The 16,672-nt window shown below is 62.5% G+C and carries 16 protein-coding genes; 7 read left to right on the forward strand and 9 right to left on the reverse strand.

What is annotated here, in order from left to right; genetic code table 11:
• Positions 1–121: 121 nt before the first annotated feature.
• Both yghX and AC1Q6I_RS29480 read right to left on the reverse strand, forming a co-directional pair.
• The gene (yghX, locus tag AC1Q6I_RS29475) at positions 122–1,009 is read right to left on the reverse strand and encodes a YghX family hydrolase (protein WP_102625354.1); all 888 of its coding nucleotides are present in this window, start codon (positions 1,007–1,009) and stop codon (positions 122–124) included.
• A 44-nt stretch (positions 1,010–1,053) separates the two neighbouring features.
• A complete protein-coding gene (locus AC1Q6I_RS29480; RefSeq protein ID WP_102625353.1) occupies positions 1,054–1,548 on the reverse strand; it encodes a PaaI family thioesterase in 495 nt (164 codons plus the stop codon).
• A gap of 87 nt (positions 1,549–1,635) precedes the next feature.
• On the opposite strand from AC1Q6I_RS29480, the gene AC1Q6I_RS29485 reads away from it, so the two are divergent.
• Positions 1,636–2,193: a YceI family protein gene (locus AC1Q6I_RS29485; protein WP_102625352.1), complete on the forward strand. Its 558-nt coding sequence runs from the start codon at positions 1,636–1,638 to the stop codon at positions 2,191–2,193.
• Here AC1Q6I_RS29485 and AC1Q6I_RS29490 read toward each other — a convergent pair.
• Positions 2,190–3,080, reverse strand: coding sequence for a DMT family transporter (locus tag AC1Q6I_RS29490; RefSeq protein WP_102625351.1), 891 nt, complete (start codon positions 3,078–3,080; stop codon positions 2,190–2,192). The two genes, AC1Q6I_RS29485 and AC1Q6I_RS29490, sit on opposite strands and share 4 nt — an antisense overlap.
• Positions 3,081–3,169: 89 nt before the next feature.
• On the opposite strand from AC1Q6I_RS29490, the gene AC1Q6I_RS29495 reads away from it, so the two are divergent.
• Positions 3,170–4,495: an aminotransferase-like domain-containing protein gene (locus tag AC1Q6I_RS29495; protein ID WP_102625350.1), complete on the forward strand. Its 1,326-nt coding sequence runs from the start codon at positions 3,170–3,172 to the stop codon at positions 4,493–4,495.
• A 23-nt stretch (positions 4,496–4,518) separates the two neighbouring features.
• Here AC1Q6I_RS29495 and AC1Q6I_RS29500 read toward each other — a convergent pair whose 3' ends face one another.
• On the reverse strand, positions 4,519–4,947 hold the full coding sequence (locus AC1Q6I_RS29500; RefSeq protein WP_024075865.1) for a nuclear transport factor 2 family protein: 429 nt from the start codon (positions 4,945–4,947) through the stop codon (positions 4,519–4,521).
• Positions 4,948–5,168: 221 nt separating this feature from the next.
• Between AC1Q6I_RS29500 and AC1Q6I_RS29505 the strand changes: the two genes are divergently transcribed.
• From AC1Q6I_RS29505 to AC1Q6I_RS29515, 3 genes are all read left to right on the forward strand, one after another.
• The gene (locus AC1Q6I_RS29505) at positions 5,169–6,263 is read left to right on the forward strand and encodes an SMP-30/gluconolactonase/LRE family protein (protein WP_069076289.1); all 1,095 of its coding nucleotides are present in this window, start codon (positions 5,169–5,171) and stop codon (positions 6,261–6,263) included.
• Positions 6,264–6,364: 101 nt separating this feature from the next.
• A complete protein-coding gene (locus tag AC1Q6I_RS29510; protein WP_024075863.1) occupies positions 6,365–6,577 on the forward strand; it encodes a DUF6434 domain-containing protein in 213 nt (70 codons plus the stop codon).
• Between the two features lie 43 nt (positions 6,578–6,620).
• Positions 6,621–7,358 (forward strand): CPBP family intramembrane glutamic endopeptidase, encoded by a 738-nt coding sequence (locus AC1Q6I_RS29515; RefSeq protein ID WP_102625349.1) that lies wholly within the window; start codon positions 6,621–6,623, stop codon positions 7,356–7,358.
• 314 nt (positions 7,359–7,672) lie between these two features.
• Here AC1Q6I_RS29515 and AC1Q6I_RS29520 read toward each other — a convergent pair whose 3' ends face one another.
• Both AC1Q6I_RS29520 and AC1Q6I_RS29525 read right to left on the reverse strand, forming a co-directional pair.
• Positions 7,673–9,379 (reverse strand): amidase, encoded by a 1,707-nt coding sequence (locus AC1Q6I_RS29520; RefSeq protein WP_024075861.1) that lies wholly within the window; start codon positions 9,377–9,379, stop codon positions 7,673–7,675.
• A gap of 56 nt (positions 9,380–9,435) precedes the next feature.
• Entirely contained in the window at positions 9,436–10,221 is a 786-nt protein-coding gene (locus AC1Q6I_RS29525) for a helix-turn-helix domain-containing protein (protein WP_102625348.1), read from the reverse strand.
• A gap of 83 nt (positions 10,222–10,304) precedes the next feature.
• On the opposite strand from AC1Q6I_RS29525, the gene AC1Q6I_RS29530 reads away from it, so the two are divergent.
• Positions 10,305–10,610, forward strand: a complete 306-nt coding sequence (locus tag AC1Q6I_RS29530) for a DUF2834 domain-containing protein (protein WP_024075859.1) — start codon at positions 10,305–10,307, stop codon at positions 10,608–10,610.
• A 12-nt stretch (positions 10,611–10,622) separates the two neighbouring features.
• Here the strand turns inward: AC1Q6I_RS29530 and AC1Q6I_RS29535 are convergent, their stop codons facing one another.
• Both AC1Q6I_RS29535 and AC1Q6I_RS29540 read right to left on the reverse strand, forming a co-directional pair.
• Entirely contained in the window at positions 10,623–11,789 is a 1,167-nt protein-coding gene (locus tag AC1Q6I_RS29535; RefSeq protein WP_102625347.1) for a GGDEF domain-containing protein, read from the reverse strand.
• Positions 11,790–11,898: 109 nt separating this feature from the next.
• Entirely contained in the window at positions 11,899–13,125 is a 1,227-nt protein-coding gene (locus AC1Q6I_RS29540; protein WP_102625346.1) for an MFS transporter, read from the reverse strand.
• Between the two features lie 102 nt (positions 13,126–13,227).
• On the opposite strand from AC1Q6I_RS29540, the gene AC1Q6I_RS29545 reads away from it, so the two are divergent.
• The gene (locus AC1Q6I_RS29545; RefSeq protein ID WP_024075856.1) at positions 13,228–14,049 is read left to right on the forward strand and encodes an AraC family transcriptional regulator; all 822 of its coding nucleotides are present in this window, start codon (positions 13,228–13,230) and stop codon (positions 14,047–14,049) included.
• Here AC1Q6I_RS29545 and AC1Q6I_RS29550 read toward each other — a convergent pair.
• Positions 14,006–16,609 carry a bifunctional diguanylate cyclase/phosphodiesterase gene (locus AC1Q6I_RS29550; protein WP_102625345.1) on the reverse strand — a complete coding sequence of 868 codons (2,604 nt, stop codon included), beginning with the start codon at positions 16,607–16,609 and terminating at the stop codon, positions 14,006–14,008. The two genes, AC1Q6I_RS29545 and AC1Q6I_RS29550, sit on opposite strands and share 44 nt — an antisense overlap.
• Positions 16,610–16,672 lie beyond the last annotated feature (63 nt).

Raw genomic sequence — 16,672 nt, forward strand, 5'->3', positions numbered from 1 at the left:
CTTGAACTGCGTGGTGTACTTGCTCATGAAAACGCCCCAGAAATTGGATGGGTGTCCAACTTCTGGGGCGCACTTCACCACCGCCATCGGGGGCGAGCCCCCTCCCACATTTGGATTGCGATCAGGCCAGGTATTTACGGAACCAGCCCAGCGTCCTTTCCCACGCCAGATTCGCCGCTGCCTCGTCATAACGCGGTGTCGAATCGTTATGGAAACCATGGTTGGCGCCCTTGTAGATATACGCTTCATAGGTGGTGCCGGCGGCCTTCAGGGCCTTTTCATACGCCGGCCAACCCTCGTTGATCCGCGTATCCAGCTCGCCGTAATGCAGCATGATCGGCGCCTTGATGCGCGGCACATCCTTGGCTTCCGGTTGGCGGCCGTAGAACGACACCGCCGCGCCCAGCTCCGGGTAGGCCACCGCTGCGGCATTGGCCACGCCGCCGCCATAGCAGAAGCCGGTGATGCCGACCTTGCCGGTGCTGCTGTCGTGGTGCATCAGCCATTCGATGGCGGCGAAGAAGTCGTTCATCAGCTTGGTCGGGTCAACTTTCTGTTGCAGTTCCACGCCTTTTTCATCGTTGCCGGGATAGCCGCCCACCGAGGTCAGGCCGTCTGGCGCGAGGGCGATAAACCCGGCTTTGGCCAGGCGTCGGGCGACGTCTTCGATGTAGGGATTGAGGCCACGGTTTTCGTGGACCACCACCACCGCTGGCAGCTTGCCGGCGACCTTGGCCGGGCGCACCAGGTAGCCACGCACCGTGCCGTTGCCCTTGGGCGAGGGGTAGGTGATGTAGTCGGCGACGATGTCCGGGTCGGTGAATTTCACCTGTTCGGCCAGGGCATAGTTGGGGCTCAGGGCGGCCAGCAGGGCCGAGGCGGTGAGGCCGCCCAAGGTGAACAGCGCGGCGCGGTCGAGAAATTCGCGGCGGTTGATCTTGCCGTGCGCATAGCCGTCGTAGAGTTCCAGCAATTCGGGGGCAAAGTCTTTCGCGGTGAGACGAGTCATCGGTTCGGTCCTCGATTAGCGGTGCCAGTCAATGTAGACCAGGATCAGCTTTCACGGCCATGGGCGGCGGCGGCCAGTTGGCGTGTATCGACGCGCACGAACAGCGAATCACCGATGGCCGTGAGCACCTCGCCGGCGTACACCTCGCAGACCACGCGGCTTTTGCGCCCCACCTCACCCTCGACCCGAGCGCGCAGGATAAGGGGCACGCCCATCGGCGTGGGCTTGATAAATTTGATGCCCAGGTTGCCGGTGACGCAGTCGATGCGCGGCAGGCTGCCGGGTTCGCGCTGTTCGGCACGGTAGTGGTAAGCCATGGCGGTCCAGTTGGAATGGCAGTCCACCAACATGGCGATCAAGCCGCCGTAGACCAGGTCGGGCCAGCCGCTGTATTTTGCCTCGGGGTGATGTTCGGCGACGACATGGACACCATCGGCATCCCAGCGGCTCTTGATGTGCAAGCCATGGGGGTTACTGCCGCCGCAGCCGTAGCAGATGCCTTCCGGCGCGGTGGTGTCCTGTAGCGAAGGGGCGTGCATGCGGCGTCCTTATTGTTGTGGGTGACTATTCTGTTTAGCAGGACATGCACCTGATGGGAATACATCCATTTTTTTGCGGAGCGTGGCATGAAGCGTCGAATGCTGTCGTTGGCCGTTGTCCTTGGATTTATCGGCTGTGTCCAGGCGGCGGAGTACACGGGCGTCAACCGCACCGCCAGCCAGATCAGTTTTACCTATACGCAGTTGGGGCAGCGGGTGTATGGCACCTTCGGCGACTTTGAAGGCACGCTGAGCTTTGACACGCAAAAGCCCGAGACCGGACATGCCTTGCTCAAGATCCAACTGGCGAGTATCGATGCTGGCAGCGCCGATGCGAACAACGAGCTGCAACGGGTCTCGTGGTTCGATACCGCGGCCTATCCGGTGGGCGTGTATGAGTCCACCGGTATCACGGCCCTGGGCGATAACCGCTTCAAAATCAGTGGCAACCTGACGATCAAGGGCACTACGCGTCCGGTGCTGCTCAGCGTGGTGCTCAAGGAGCTGGATGGCATCGGCGTGTTCGACGGGGAGTTCATTCTCAAGCGCGGCGACTTCAAGATCGGCGAAGGTGAGTGGGCCGGGAACAGCGTGGTGTCCGACGATATCAACATCAAGTTCAAGATGGTCGCGCCGCAGCGTTAGCGCGCGAACCGCTTGGCCCCAGCTACGCAGCCGATCACCGCGACCGTCACCAGCAGCATGCCCAGGCTGACCTGTTCATGCAGCACGCCCGCGGCCAGCGCCAGGCCGAAGAACGGTTGCAACAGCTGCAACTGGCCGACCGCGGCAATGCCGCCCTGGGCCAAGCCGCGATACCAGAATACGAAGCCGATCAACATGCTGAACAGCGACACATAGCCCAGGCTCAACCAGGCCGGCAGGCTGATGCCGCTGAAGCCAGGCGGCGCCATGACCAGGCTCAACGGCACCACCACCGGCAACGACACCACCAGCGCCCAGCAGATCACCTGCCAGCCGCCCAGGCTGCGCGACAATGTGGCGCCTTCGGCATACCCCAGGCCGCACACCAGCACCGCCAACAGCATCAGCACATCACCCGCAGGTGCGGCGCTCAAGCCTTGGGCAAAGGCATAACCCATCACCAGCACACTGCCGAGGATCGAAAACAGCCAGAACACCGGGCGCGGGCGCTCGCCGCCGCGCAGTACGCCAAACACCGCGGTCGCCAGCGGCAGCAGGCCGATGAAGACGATGGAGTGCGCGGAGGTGACGTATTGCAGCGCCAGCGCAGTGAGCAGGGGAAAGCCGATGACCACGCCGAGGGCGACGATGACCAGGGGCCTCCATTGATGGCGCGCGGGGCGTTTCTCCTTGAACAGCCATAGCAAGGCCAGCCCCAATAGAGCGGCGATGGCGGCGCGGATCATGGTGAGGAACACCGGGTCGAATTCCATCACCGCCAGGCGCGTGGCCGGCAACGAGCCGCTGAAGATCACCACGCCGATAAAGCCGTTGATCCAGCCTTGGGTGCTGGTATCCAGGGGGCGCAGGGGAGATGTACGTTCCATGAGGGGCGTCCGAAAAGGATGAGTTGCGTGGAAGGCATCCTAGGGTCGAAGATAAAGACAATCAAAAAATTGTCATGGATACATCACTTATGCCGCGCGCGCGTTACAAGTCGTTGGTCGATCGCTTCGCCGAGGCCATTCGCTCGGGCAGCATGCCACCCGGCACGCGGCTGCCGACCCACCGCCAACTGGCCGCCGAGCATGGCCTGGCGCTGGTCACCGCCAGCCGGGTATATGCCGAGCTGGAGGCCATGGGCCTGGTCAGTGGCGAGACCGGCCGGGGCACCTTTGTGCGCGAAATTGCGCTGCCGCCGGGGCAGGGCAGCGGGCAGATGAGCGTGGCGGCGGGCATACTCGATCTGAATTTCAACTACCCGTCCTTGCCGGGCCAGGCCGACTTGCTGCGCACCGCATTGCGCCAGTTGGCGCTGTCCGGCGACCTCGAAGCGCTGCTGCGTTACCAGCCCCACGCCGGTCGCCTGCATGAGCGCGCCGCCGTCGCGCGGCATCTGTTGAACCGAGGGCTGACGGTCGAGGCCGAACAGGTGTTGGTGGTCAGCGGTGCCCAGCACGGGTTGGCCGTGACGATGATGGCCTTGCTCAAGCCCGGTGATGTGATCGCTGTCGACGCCTTGACGTATTCGGGGTTCAAAGTACTGGCCGAGACCCTGCATCTGGAGATCGTCGCCATCCCGGTCACGGCCCACGGCCCGGACCTGGACCACCTGCAAGGTTTGTGTCGTAAACGCCCGGTGCGCGCGGTTTACAGCATGCCGACCCTGCATAACCCGTTGGGCTGGGTGATGAGCCTGGCGCAGCGCGAGCAGTTGGTGGCGATTGCCCGTCAGTACAACCTGATGATCATCGAGGACGCGGCCTACGCGTTCCTCGCCGAGGACGTGCCGCTGCCCTTGGCGAGGTTGGCGCCGGAGCGCACGGTCTACGTGGGCGGGTTGTCGAAAAGTGTCGCGACCGGCCTGCGCGTGGGGTTTATCGCCGCCCCTCTGGATTGGGTGAAGGCACTGGAGCGCACCATCATGGCCACCACTTGGAACGTGCCGGGGGTGATGAGTGCGATTGCGGTTGCCTGGCTCGAGGATGGCACGGTGGCGCAACTTGAAGCACAAAAGCGCGAGGATGCGCGGGCGCGGCAAGCCTTGGCGGCGCAGGTACTGAAGGGGGTGGCCTACACCAGCCACCCGTCATCGTATTTCCTGTGGTTGCCCCTGGCGGAAGAGGCCCGCGCCGATCAAGTGGCCATGACCTTGCAGCGCGACGGCATTTCCGTCTCCACCGCCGAGCCCTTCGCCGTCTCGGTCCACGTGCCCCATGCATTGCGCCTGGCCTTGGGTTCGGTGGACATGCCGGCGCTGCGCGAGGCGTTGGTGAAGGTGCGCAAGGTGGTGCAGTGGTGAGCCCGATGGCTCACCGCTAGCCATCAGAATTTAAACGCCTGGCGACCGATCAGCAGCCAGTGGCCTTTTTGCTTCTGCCAGATCTGGAAGTTCTCGATTTCGGTCGGCACTTCCTTACCGCTGTTCACCGCCAGGGCCGAGAAGTGGTTGCGCACCAGGGCGGTATCGCCGCTCAAGGTGATGGTCTGCTTCTGCATTTCCAAGGTCTTGAAGCCACTGCGACCGGTCTCGATATCGGCGATGAACTCCTGCTTGTTCTGGATCTTGCCGCTGGAGTGGCCGTAGGTGAGGTTCTCGGCGGTCAGGCTCTGGAGCTGCTTGAGGTCTTTATGCAGCATGGCCTGGGTCAGGTGGTCGACCGCTTGGGCGACGTCTTTGTCGGCGGCAGGGGCAGCGGCCACATACCCGCTGAACAGGCAGAGAAAACCGATCAGCACTTTGACGTTTTGCATGGGTGTTTCCTTATTGTTGTGGGGAGGTGTACGGGCAACATGTCGCTAGTCATGTTGTCGTACAACATTGCAATAGTCGCAGGGCTTTTGGAAAGTAAAATTTAGACAATTTGCACATTGGCTTGGGTTGTGGAAGGTTTGCGAGGTTTTCTATCTTGTACGATGTCTCATCACAGGTTAAAACTAGTGTCCCGTCTAACAATAAAATAACGGAGATACCCATGGATTTTCCCCCTTTGCCTGCCCGCACCGACCACAGCCGCCGCGTATTTCTCAAGCGCTCCCTGGCGGTTTCGGCGTCGGTGGCGGTGTTGGGCAATCTGCCCGAGTTGGCGCAAGCGGCGGAGCCGTTGAGCCAGCGTTACCCCGACCCACTGATCAAGGTGCTCGACGACAGTTTCCTCGAGTTGCGCCTGTTCAACGCCAGCGTCGAACGGCTTGCCAGCGGTTTGCGCTGGGCCGAGGGGCCCGTTTGGATCGGCGATGGCCGCTACCTGCTGCTCAGCGATATTCCCAACAACCGCATCGTGCGCTGGGACGAAGTGACCGATAGCCTGTCGGTGTACCGCGACAATGCCAACTTCTCCAACGGCATGTGCCGGGATCGCCAGGGCCGGCTGCTGGTGTGCGAAGGCTCGACCACCTCCCGCGAGGGGCGGCGTATCACCCGCACCGAGCACAACGGCAGCATTACCGTGCTGGCGGACAGTTATGACGGCAAACCTTTCAACTCACCCAACGATATCGTGTGCAAGCGCGATGGCTCGGTGTGGTTCAGCGACCCGCCATTCCAGACCGGCAACAACTACGAAGGGCACAAGATCACACCCACCCAGCCCCATGGGGTCTATCGTATCGACGGCGAAAGCGGCAAGGTCACACGGGTGATCGAGGACCTCAATGGGCCAAACGGGCTGTGCTTTTCGCCGGATGAAAAGACCCTGTACGTGGTGGAGGGGCGGGCCAAGCCCAACCGGCTGATCTGGGCGATCGACGTCAACGCCGACGGCACCCTCGGCGCACGCCGCAAACACATCGAGGGCCTGGATTACGCCGCGCTGGACGGCATCAAGTGCGACGAGAGCGGCAACCTCTGGTGTGGCTGGGGTGGGAATGGCGACCCCAAGGCTGACCTGGAAAAGCTCGATGGCGTGCGCGTATTCAACCCGCAGGGCAAGGCGATCGGGCACATCTCGTTGCCGGAGCGTTGCCCCAACCTGTGCTTTGGCGGCCGCGAAGGCAACCGCCTGTTCATGGCCGGCAGCCATTCGATCTATGCGCTATTCGTCAACACGCGAGACGCCAGTTTCGCCTGACCGGGCGCTGAAAAAACCACTGTGGGCGTCGGTTGAGCGGCGCCCGCAGTGGCATTTTGGCGCTATGCTGCGTGCTCCCGAGGGATCAGAGGCACAGGCAAATGGATTTCAATTGGCACAGCGACCCCATCACCCGTAGCACCCCCGTCACCCCACGCTATAAAAACACTCAGAACGTGCGCCGTTTCATGCTCGAACACTGCGGCCCTGGGTTCAGGTTCGATCGGCCGTTCATGGCCTGGATCCGCAACGAGCAGCCTAAGACCCTGGGCGACGTCGTGGATGAATGGCAGCGTCGCCACAAGGGGGCATGACCATGGATCGAACTGACGGCCGTCACCCACGATTGAACCGCCGATGATCGCCCAAGGCATGGCGGTATTGCTCCACTACACCACTTACGTGGCGCCGGGCGTGCTGCTGCTCGGCCTGTGGTTCGTGCTGACGCCCAGGTCATTGCCGGCGATGCGTATCCTGATTCTGCTGGTGGCCTTTGTGCTGATGCGCGATGTCATGACGCCGCTGGGGCTGTGGGCGCTCAGTGACGCCGTGCAGATTGCGTTCACGGCCAATACGTTTGTGCTGGCGGCGCTGGGTGGTCTGTCGCTGCTGCTGATTGCGCTGCTTGCCCAAATGGCGCCGGAATGGTCGCGGTGGGTTGTCTGGTCCAGGGGGCATCGGGCGCTGGGCCTTGCGGTGGGGCTTGTCGTGGGCTGCCTGATCGGAGTGCCGTTGCGGCTGTATCAGGGCATCGAGGCGCATGGGATCCCTGGCTACTGGGTATGGCTGCCGGGCATGGTGGTGTTGGCTTATGGCGCCAACGCCTTGGAAGAAGTGCTGTTTCGCGGTTATTTGCAGGGGTATCTCGAGCAGCAACTGACGCCATTACGGGCGGCCTTGATCAGTGGCGTGGCCTTTGCGGCCTGCCATGCATTCCTGGCCCTGAGCGTCACTCAGTTGGGCTGGCCGGTGTTGCTGTTTACTCTGATCGAAGGGCTGGCCTGTGCGCTGGTGCGCATGCGTTACGGCGTGTTGGCGGCAATATTGACCCATGGCACGGCGATCCTGTTGATTGCAGTGCCGCTCACCGTGTGATGTGAGCGGTGATCAAGCTTGTGTGGGGCGCTAAATCTGTGATTTAGCGTGCAAAGCGAGTGGACTTTTGTGGCGAGCGGTCTTGCTCTAATGACATTCAGTTAAGCGTACATTGCCTTCTGTAGGAGCGAGCTTGCTCGCGAAAAACGTCAACGATAACGCGTGTTGCCTGAATGAACGCGGCGCCTGTGAGTTCTTCGCGAGCAAGCTCGCTCCTACAAAAAAGCCTTAACTGAACGGCATTAGGGCAAGCCCGGTCGTTTGAGAAGGGATGTTAATCCTTGATGATCAATGGGTTGAGTGCATTGTCTGCGTCAGTTCGTTGCCAGCGCCGGGGTGCGCGGGGGGATCAGGCGTTTGCTGCCGGTCGCTTCATACGCTGAAGCGAACCGCAGCAGCGCCGAGTCATCGTAGGCGCGGCCAGCAAACGTCAGCCCGACCGGCATGCCGATATCGGCCATCACCCCCATTGGCACCGTCACCGTGGGCACGCCCAGGTGACGAATGGCGAGGTTGCCGTTGGCCACCCACACGCCGTTGCTCCAGGCAATATCCGCCGACACCTCGTTCACATCGGCATCCGCCGGTCCCACGTCGGCCACGGTCGGAAAGATCACCGCGTCGAGCCCGAGCGTTTCCATCCACTCTTCCAGGTCGATCCGGCGTGTCTGTTCAAGGCCGCGCAGGCCATCGGGCAGGCTGCTGATCTGGTCCCAGGGCGTGATGCCGCGCTGGGCCATGCGCACATACTCGTCCATGCCGGCGGCCAGGTCGTCTTCGCGGTTGGGCAAGGTGCCGGGGTCATGGGGGAAAATCTTCGGCCCATCGACGTCCGCCAGGCGGTTCAGGTGCGGGTCGTTGTTGGCGCGGAGAAAGTCATCGAAAGCCCATGCAGAAAGCTCCCACAACTCATCGTGCAGGAACTCCTTGGACACCAGGCCGCGGGTAAACACCGTCGGCGCGCCGGGGCGATCGCCTTCACAGTTGGATACCAGCGGGAAATCCACTTCGAGCACTTCGGCACCGGCGGCTTCGAGGGCCTGGCGGGCGGCTTGCCACAACGCGATGACGCTGGCACGGGTGTGGATCTTTTGCCCGGTCGGGCCGCCGATTCCGGGCTTTTCGCTGGTGCCGGCGTCAGGGTCGGCGTTGATGTACATGCGGGGTACGCCGAAACGTTTGCCGGCGAGGGTGGCGGGCGACGCGGCCAGTGCCGAGTAGGACGCCGGGCGCACCGAGGCGACGCTGGGGATCGGCACCCAGGGTTGCAGGCGCCATAAGTCGCCACGGGTGTCGGGGTCTTCGGCGACCACCACGTCGAGCACTTCCAGCAGGTCGGCCATGGTGCGTGCGTAGGGCACCACCACGTCCATGGTCGGGGTCAGCGGCCAGTTGCCGCGCACCGAAATCACGCCACGGGAGGGTGTGTAGGCACACAAGCCATTGTTGGATGCCGGCCCGCGTCCGCTTGACCAGGTTTCTTCGGCCATACCGAAAGCCGCGAAGCTGGCGGCGGTTGCAGTACCGGCGCCGTTGGAGGAGCCGGAGGCGAACGGTGCGGTGAGGTAGGCGGCGTTATACGGGCTTTCCGCGCGGCCATACACGCCGCGTTGCATGCCGCCATTGGCCATCGGCGGCATGTTGGTCTTGCCCAGGCAGATGGCGCCACTGGCCCGCAGGCGCTCGATGGTGAAGGCGTCGCGGTGGGCGACCAGTTGGGCGAACGCCGGGCTGCCGGACGCGGCCGTCAGGCCCTTGACCAGGTAGCTGTCCTTGGCGGTGTAGGGGATGCCATCCAGTGGCCCCAACGTTTCGCCCCGTGCCCGGCGCGCATCGGACGCGGCGGCTTCCTGCAAGGCTTCGGGGTTGCGCACCACCACCGCGTTCAGCGCGGTCGGCGTCTGCGGGCCGTCATAGGCATCGATCCGTGCCAGGTAAGCCTGGACCAGTTCAACGGCCGTGGTCTGGCCGGTTTCAAGCGCCGCGCGCAATTGGGCAATGGAGACTTCGGTAACTTGCATGAGTTTTTTTCGCCGCCTTCAGGTGGGGGTATGGCGGCAGTCTACGTACAGATATTTCACAAAACCAGCGCCGAATACGCTTCATAGGCGGCACGCATGACCTGCCAGGTGGCGGCGTCTGCAGGAATCAGATGTTCGATACGCAGCGAGGCCAGGGTGATGTCCTGGGGCATGCCAAAGGTGGTGAAGATCGACAGGAAATTCAGCTCGCCCTGGGGTGAGTGGATGCGGGTCAGCACCAGGGGTGGCAGTGCCTTGGGCAGATCGGCGTTGCCTGGTTTCGGCAGGTTCGCCAGCAACGCCGCCAACGTGGGATCGCCCAGCGCTTCACGGGTTGCCCGCTGCCAGGCGAGGCTGCGGATTTCTTCGGCGTTGACCAGGTGATCGCCGAGGCCGCCGGGTTGCAGCAGGGTGGTCAGCAGGTTCAAGCCGTCTGCGCGTGGCTCGATCCCCAGCAGTTCAAACAGCACGCCGGTACTGGCATTGGCCGCCAACACGTCCCAGTGGCTGCCCAGCAGGATTGCGGGGGCCGGATTGTTGGCGTGCAGTACATGCTCGACCGCTTCACGAATCGCCGCCATGGCCGGCGAGGTGAGCGGGGTGGCGGTGTAGCGGGGCGCGAAACCAGCGGCGAGGAACACGCGGTTGCACTGCTCCAGCGGCGTCTCCAGGGCACTCAGCAAGGTGTGCAGGGTGGCCGGGCTTGGCTTGGCGCGGCCGGTTTCGAGACAGCTGAGGTGGCGCTGGGAAATGCCGGTGATCAGGGCCAGATCGAGCTGGCTCAAGCGTGCCTGTCGGCGTAGCTGGCGCAGGTGCTCGCCGGCGGTAGCGGGAGTATCCATGGCGGGTTCATGACCTCCGAGGTCATTGCGAGGGGGCCAACCCTATCACTAACCTGGGCCTCGATCACACCAAGGACGCGACCATGCATAGACCTTATATTGCCCTGGCGGGTTTGCTGGGTTTTTCGCTGTATACCCTGGCCACGATGCTGACCGCCGAACAGTCGTTGATCGCGTTCGGACGCGAATTGCTGTCACGACCGGACACGGCGCAAGTGGTGATCGACCTGTACCTGATGGCGCTGCTGGCCTGTGTGTGGATGTATAAGGATGGGCGGAGGCGAGGGCGCTCGACAGCGTCGCTGTTGCCGTATTTTTTGCTGACGGCGGTGTTCGTTTCGCTTGGGCCGTTGCTTTATCTCGTGGTGAAGGGGTTTAAGGATGAATGATCTGCTCCACCTCTAGCGGTAGGCGCCGACGCCCGTACGATCCACCAGCCGGATGCTGTCACGCCCACCCCGCTTGGATTCATACAGCGTGGTGTCGCCTTGTTCGATCAAGGCGGCCAGGCTCGGGGGCGGTTGGTCGAACAGGTTGGCGCCGATGCTCAAGGTGACGCGTTCGGGGGTGGCAAAGGTCTGTGCGGCAAGTTGCTGAAACTGCTCGCGCAGGTCGCTGCCCAGTTCGATCACCTGCTCCTTGGAGACCGGGTTCAGCAGGATGACGAATTCGTCCCCGCCCAGTCGCGCCGCCAGTGCGCCCTGGGGCACCAGGCTGCGGATCATTTCACTCAAGGCGATCAGCAAGCGGTCGCCGGAAGTATGGCCGTGGTGGTCGTTGACCCCTTTGAAGTTGTCGATATCGATCAGCAGCAACGCCCCCGGCTGCGACGGTGACACCTGGGCCAGCAGCCGTGGTGCGCGCAGGTCGAGGGCGCGGCGGTTGTAGAGGGCGGTGAGTGGGTCGCGGGCGGCCAGGCGGGCGATCTGCTGTTCGCGGCGATAGCGTTCGGAGCCGGTCATGGACAGGGCGATCAGCATGATCGCCATAGCGCCTTCCACCAGGGAGATCTGGATGATCTCGCCCTTGAACGCCGCCAGGTCGATCAACGTGCCGGGGATCAGCACAGACAGCGCCTTGGCCACGTAGAACACGCCGTGGACCAGTAGCACATAACGCAGTTGCACCGCGCCGATGCTTAACGATTTGCCATGGGGCCGCAGCAGGAAACTGGCGCGCAAGGTCGGCAGTGCCACCAGTAGCGACTGCACCCCCAGCATGGCTTTGGACCAGGGCAGGTCGGCCGGCAACATCAGCATGCCGAACCAGGCGAACAGCATCAGCAGCCATAACCGCGACAGCCGCACGTGGGTGAACCGCGCCACACCGAGCAAAAACAGAAAGTGTGCGCTCACCAGCAAGCCGTTGGCGAACCAGATACCGATCATCAGAAAGCCACTGCTGCGCAGCAGCGCCAGGGTGGAGCCGATCGTGATGATGGCGAAACCGGCGCTCCAGTACAGCAGCGATGGTTCGCGTACGCTGCGCCATTCAATGGCCAGGTACAAGGCGGCAGCGGCTGCCAGGGCAACGGTGAGTGCCAAAATCGTGGGAGGGTCGAGCGTCATTTCGTGCCGGGTCTGCCTGGGTGTGCGTTTGAACCGGGATTGTAAGCGCACACGCAGGTTTTTTCAGAGCCCTCATCGTATGGCATACAGCCATCTGATGATCGGCCAGTCAGACGCCTTTGGTCGAGGGCAGCAGTATCGTGAGGATGCCCACCAGCGGCAGGAACGAGCACAGTGTGTAGACGTACTCGATGCCATGGCTATCGGCGAGCAGGCCCAGTAGCGCCGCGCCAATCCCGCTGAAGCCGAACATCAGGCCGAAGAATATCCCGGCGATCATGCCGACATTGCCTGGCACCAGTTCCTGGGCAAACACCACGATGGCCGAGAATGCCGAGGCGAGGACAAAGCCGATGATCACGCTGAGGACAGCGGTCCAGAACAGGTCGACGTAAGGCAGGGCCAGGGTGAACGGCGCAGCGCCGAGAATCGAGAACCAGATGACTTTCTTGCGGCCGATCCTGTCGCCGATCGGGCCGCCGGCGAAGGTGCCGACGGCAACCGCGCCGAGGAACAGGAACAGGTACATCTGGGAGCTGGAGACCGACAGCTGGAATTTTTCAATCAAGTAGAACGTGAAGTAGCTGGTCAGGCTGGTCATGTAGAAGTATTTGGAGAAGACCAGGACGGCCAGCACCACCAGGGCAAAGGCCACGCGGCCTTTTGACAGGCCGTGGCTGGCCTGGCCACCTTGCTTGAGCTTGAACAGGCTGAGGTGGTTGCGGTACCAGCGGCTCAAGCCGTAGAGCACCAGGATGGCGAAGACCGCGAACAGCCCGAACCAGGCGATATGACCCTGGCCGTAGGGAATGATGATCGCCGCCGCCAGCAATGGGCCCAGGGCGCTGCCCGTATTGCCGCCCACCTGGAAGGTCGATTGCGCCAGGCCGTAGCGTCCGCCGGAGGCCAGGCGGGCGACGCGCGAGGTTTCCGGGTGGAAGGTCGACGAGCCCACGCCCACCAGGCCCGCTGCCAGCAGGATCGCCGGGAAACTGCCGACAAATGCCAGCATCAGGATGCCGATCAAGGTGCACACCATGCCCGCCGGCAGTAGCCAGGGCTTGGGGTGACGGTCGGTGTGGTAGCCGATCCACGGTTGTAGCAGCGACGCGGTCAGTTGGAAGGTCAAGGTGATCAGGCCGACCTGGGTGAAGGTCAGGCCGTAGTTGGCCTTGAGCATCGGGTATATCGACGGCAGCACGGCCTGGATCAGGTCATTGATCAGGTGGGCCAGGGCGCAGGCGCCGAGGATACGCATGACCAAGGGGCTTGTTTGCGCAGCACTGGCTTGAGGAGTGCTCGCCGTGGCGGCGGGTGACGCGGTCAGGGTGGACATACAGGTATTCCATGCAAGGCAGCGAACGGTGTGGAGCGGGCAGCGATGATGTGAAGCGCTGCTCCATTTATAGGTACGGCGTTTATGCTAGATTTGCCGAAAATGCCTGTCTCGCGAAATTCGGGCAGTAACCATTGCAAAAAGGGCGAAATCATCAAATCACTGGATCTATTTCTGCAAGAAATCGATGAGGGCGCCTGGACCGTCATCAGTTCGGCCACTGACTATCCCGAGAACTGGGTGATCCCCGAGCACAGCCATGAGAAGCATCAACTGCTCTACGCCATCGAGGGCGTGATGGTGGTGCATTCGGCGCACAACCAGTGGACGGTGCCGCCCAATCGCGGTTTCTGGATGCCCTGCGGCCATCGGCATTCCCTGCGGTGTGTGGGGCCGCTGAAGATGCGCAGTGTGTTTGTACGCCCCGACAGTTTCCCGAACCTGCCCACCGAGACCAAGGCGGTGAGCGTTTCGCCGCTGCTCAGCGAATTGATCAAGGCGTCGGTGAGCCTGAAGCCGCCGTATGCCGAAGACTCGCGCGATGCGCGGATCATGCACCTGATACTCGACGAGCTTGCGCTGTTGCCGGCCTTGCCGTTGTCGCTGCCGCAGCCCGCCGACCCGCGAATCAACCAGATCTGCGTGGCGTGGCAGGATGACCCCGGCGATGCCTCCACTGTCGCCGATTGGAGCGAGCGCCTGGACCTGGACCAGAAAACCATCCAGCGCCTGTTTCGCAAGGAAACCGGCATGACCTTTGGCCAGTGGCGCCAGCAAGCGCGGTTGCTGCTGGCACTGGAGCGCCTTGCCGTGGGGCAGAAGATTATCGACGTCGCCCTCGGGCTGGGCTACGAAAGCCCGAGTGCCTTTACCAGCATGTTCAAGAAACAGTTTGGCAAGACGCCGAGTCATTTTTTCCGATAACGCGGTCCACGCCCAGCAGGCCGTTGAATGTATCGAGGTCCAGCGGCCGGCTGAGGAAGTAGCCTTGCCCCTCGTCACAGTCCACGGCCTTGAGCATGGCCAGGTGTTCGGCGGTTTCAATGCCCTCCGCGGTGACCGTCAACGCCAGGGCACGGCCCAACCCCACGATGGCCTGGATGATTGCCTTGTCGTCGGCGCTTTCTGCCAGCCGGGTCAAGAAACTGCGGTCTATTTTCAAGCCGTCGAACGGGAAGGCGCGCAAGTAGCTCAGGGACGAATAGCCAGTACCGAAGTCATCCATGGCGATGCGGATGCCCAATTGCTTGAGCGTGTGCATCACCTCCAGCGCGCCGACGGCATCCTCGAGCATCACGCTTTCGGTCACTTCCAATTCCAGGCGCGAAGGGTCGATGCCTGAGCTGTCAAGGGCGTGTCGTACGCGCTCCACCAGGTTGCCGCGCTTGAATTCGGTGGGCGACAGGTTGACCGAGACAAACAGCGTGTCCGGCCACTGGGCCGCGCAGGTGCAGGCGTTTTCAAGCACCCAGTCGCTCAGCGACAGGATCAGCCCGGACTCTTCGGCAATCGGAATGAAGGTGTCCGGCGCGATCAAGCCGCGCTGCGGATGCTGCCAGCGAACCAGCGCTTCGGCTCCCACCATCAGCCCATCGGCAATGCGATAGCGCGGTTGGAAGTGCAGGCGTAATTCTGCGTGCTTGATCGCATAGCGCAGGTCGCTTTCCAGGCGCCGACGTTCGATGATCCGCGTGTTCATTTCGCCGGAGTAAAACCGCCAGGTGTTGCGGCCGGCCGCTTTCGCTTCGTATAACGCAATGTCGGCGTAGCGCAGCAGTTCGCTGGCTTCGTGGGCGTCGTCGGGGGCGATGGCAATGCCGATACTGGCGCTGATGAAGACCTCCTGTTCGTCGATTCGGATGGCGTGCTCGATAGACTCGATCAAGCGCTTGCAGAGGCTTTCGACTTCGTCTTGAGTGCCTGCTTCGCTCAGGATCAGCACAAATTCATCGCCGCCGACGCGGGAAACCAGGTCGCCATGGCGCACACAGTTGGTCAGGCGGCTCGACACTTCATTGAGCACCCGATCACCGGCGGCGTGCCCCAGCAGATCATTGACCGGCTTGAACCGATCCAGGTCCAGGCTGAGCATTACCAAGGGGTGTCCGGCGTGGGGCAGGGCCTTGAGTTTGCCATCCAGGAACGCTTGCAGGCGCGTGCGATTAGGCAGCCCGGTCAAGGCATCATGCTGGGACAAAAACTCGATGCGCCGACGTGATTCGACCTCTTCAGTCACGTCGGTGGCCGTACCGCGAAAACCGCCGCAGGGCATTTCCCGTGCCGATAGCCGCGTGGTGCGTTCCTGCCCCTGAGCATCGAAATAGCGGCACTGCACGCTGATATCCACGCATCGGCCCGGGGTGTTCAGCCATTGCGAAAGCAGGCCGGCTTCGGTGTCCAGCAAGTCGCTCATCGCGGCGCCGATCCAGGCTTGCCGCGCCAGGCCGGTGACACTTTCGAAACGCTCCGACAAGTAGGTGAAGCGCCATTGGGCGTCGATTTCCCAGACCCAGTCAGAACTGGCCTCCACCACATCGCGAAAGCGTGCTTCGCTGGTGGCCAAGGCATTCTGGCTGTCTTGCAGCGAAGCGTGGCTGGCATCCAGGGCGAGGGCCGCGGCAGTGGCTCGGCGCAAAATCACCCACGTCATCAGGCACACCAGCAACGCGGCCAGCCCCAACAGTGGCAAGCCTACGCCCATCAGCCGCAGGCCGGGACGGGCAGGCTCCCAGTGCAGGCTGCCGGCGGCGCCGTTATCGCCGAGGGGGAAAACCAGGGTCTGGCCGATGTCATCGGCAGTGGCGACGTGCAGTTTGCTGACGCCGAAGTCATCGCCGATCGTGGTCAGTTTGGCGTTATCGAAGATGTCGACGAATATCAGCACTGACGCTGGCCGGTCGTCCGCTATGACCGTCGGGTCGGTGCCCGGGGTGATCGCCGCAGCGGCCACGAGCGCGGGGCTGCCACGCACGTTGATAAAGGCCGTGACCGGCGTTTCATTTTCAGCGCCTGCACGCGCCTGTTCGATAATCTCGGTCAGGGGTTGGTCGAGCCATTGGCTGAGTTCAATGCTGCGCAGCTTGCCCCCAATCACGGCGTAAACGGTGTGATTGACGTCGTTGACCACAAACAGGCCCTGGAAGCCGAAGTCCTGGTACAGCGTAGCCCCGACATTGCCGCGACTATAGGCCCAGTCGCTGTCCACCGTCATATGAAGGTGCTTATAGGCATCGCTCCAGAACGCGTAGTCCTTGACGGTGACCCGCAGCGATTTCTCCAGGGATTGCACCGCTTTGCGGGTATAGAACGCGCTCTCTTGCTGCTCGGAGTGGTCCAGGTCATGGGCGAGGTAAACCAACGAATAGGCAGCGGCTGCAAATACCAACGTCAGCAAGGCGATGAAATTGAACAGCGAGGTGCGCGTCAGCGACAGGCTGGTACGGTTGGAAAGCTTGCGCACCATCGGGGTAAGAGAGTTCGGCATTGTTTCCCGCAGGGTATCGCTGCAAGTCAGGGGGGATGCCTGGTTATCGGCGGCGCGGGCAAA

The organism is Pseudomonas sp. MPR-R2A5, from assembly GCF_058793055.1.

Coding starts and splice junctions, on each gene's coding strand:
- AC1Q6I_RS29500 (WP_024075865.1), bottom strand. CDS start 4,947: ATGCAAAACGTCAAAGTGCTGATCGGTTTTCTCTGCCTGTTCAGCGGG.
- AC1Q6I_RS29520 (WP_024075861.1), bottom strand. CDS start 9,379: ATGCAAGTTACCGAAGTCTCCATTGCCCAATTGCGCGCGGCGCTTGAA.
- AC1Q6I_RS29550 (WP_102625345.1), bottom strand. CDS start 16,609: ATGCCGAACTCTCTTACCCCGATGGTGCGCAAGCTTTCCAACCGTACC.
- AC1Q6I_RS29525 (WP_102625348.1), bottom strand. CDS start 10,221: ATGGATACTCCCGCTACCGCCGGCGAGCACCTGCGCCAGCTACGCCGA.
- AC1Q6I_RS29515 (WP_102625349.1), top strand. CDS start 6,621: ATGATCGCCCAAGGCATGGCGGTATTGCTCCACTACACCACTTACGTG.
- AC1Q6I_RS29490 (WP_102625351.1), bottom strand. CDS start 3,080: ATGGAACGTACATCTCCCCTGCGCCCCCTGGATACCAGCACCCAAGGC.
- AC1Q6I_RS29510 (WP_024075863.1), top strand. CDS start 6,365: ATGGATTTCAATTGGCACAGCGACCCCATCACCCGTAGCACCCCCGTC.
- AC1Q6I_RS29545 (WP_024075856.1), top strand. CDS start 13,228: ATGCCTGTCTCGCGAAATTCGGGCAGTAACCATTGCAAAAAGGGCGAA.
- AC1Q6I_RS29485 (WP_102625352.1), top strand. CDS start 1,636: ATGAAGCGTCGAATGCTGTCGTTGGCCGTTGTCCTTGGATTTATCGGC.
- AC1Q6I_RS29505 (WP_069076289.1), top strand. CDS start 5,169: ATGGATTTTCCCCCTTTGCCTGCCCGCACCGACCACAGCCGCCGCGTA.
- yghX (WP_102625354.1), bottom strand. CDS start 1,009: ATGACTCGTCTCACCGCGAAAGACTTTGCCCCCGAATTGCTGGAACTC.
- AC1Q6I_RS29480 (WP_102625353.1), bottom strand. CDS start 1,548: ATGCACGCCCCTTCGCTACAGGACACCACCGCGCCGGAAGGCATCTGC.
- AC1Q6I_RS29495 (WP_102625350.1), top strand. CDS start 3,170: ATGCCGCGCGCGCGTTACAAGTCGTTGGTCGATCGCTTCGCCGAGGCC.
- AC1Q6I_RS29530 (WP_024075859.1), top strand. CDS start 10,305: ATGCATAGACCTTATATTGCCCTGGCGGGTTTGCTGGGTTTTTCGCTG.
- AC1Q6I_RS29540 (WP_102625346.1), bottom strand. CDS start 13,125: ATGTCCACCCTGACCGCGTCACCCGCCGCCACGGCGAGCACTCCTCAA.
- AC1Q6I_RS29535 (WP_102625347.1), bottom strand. CDS start 11,789: ATGACGCTCGACCCTCCCACGATTTTGGCACTCACCGTTGCCCTGGCA.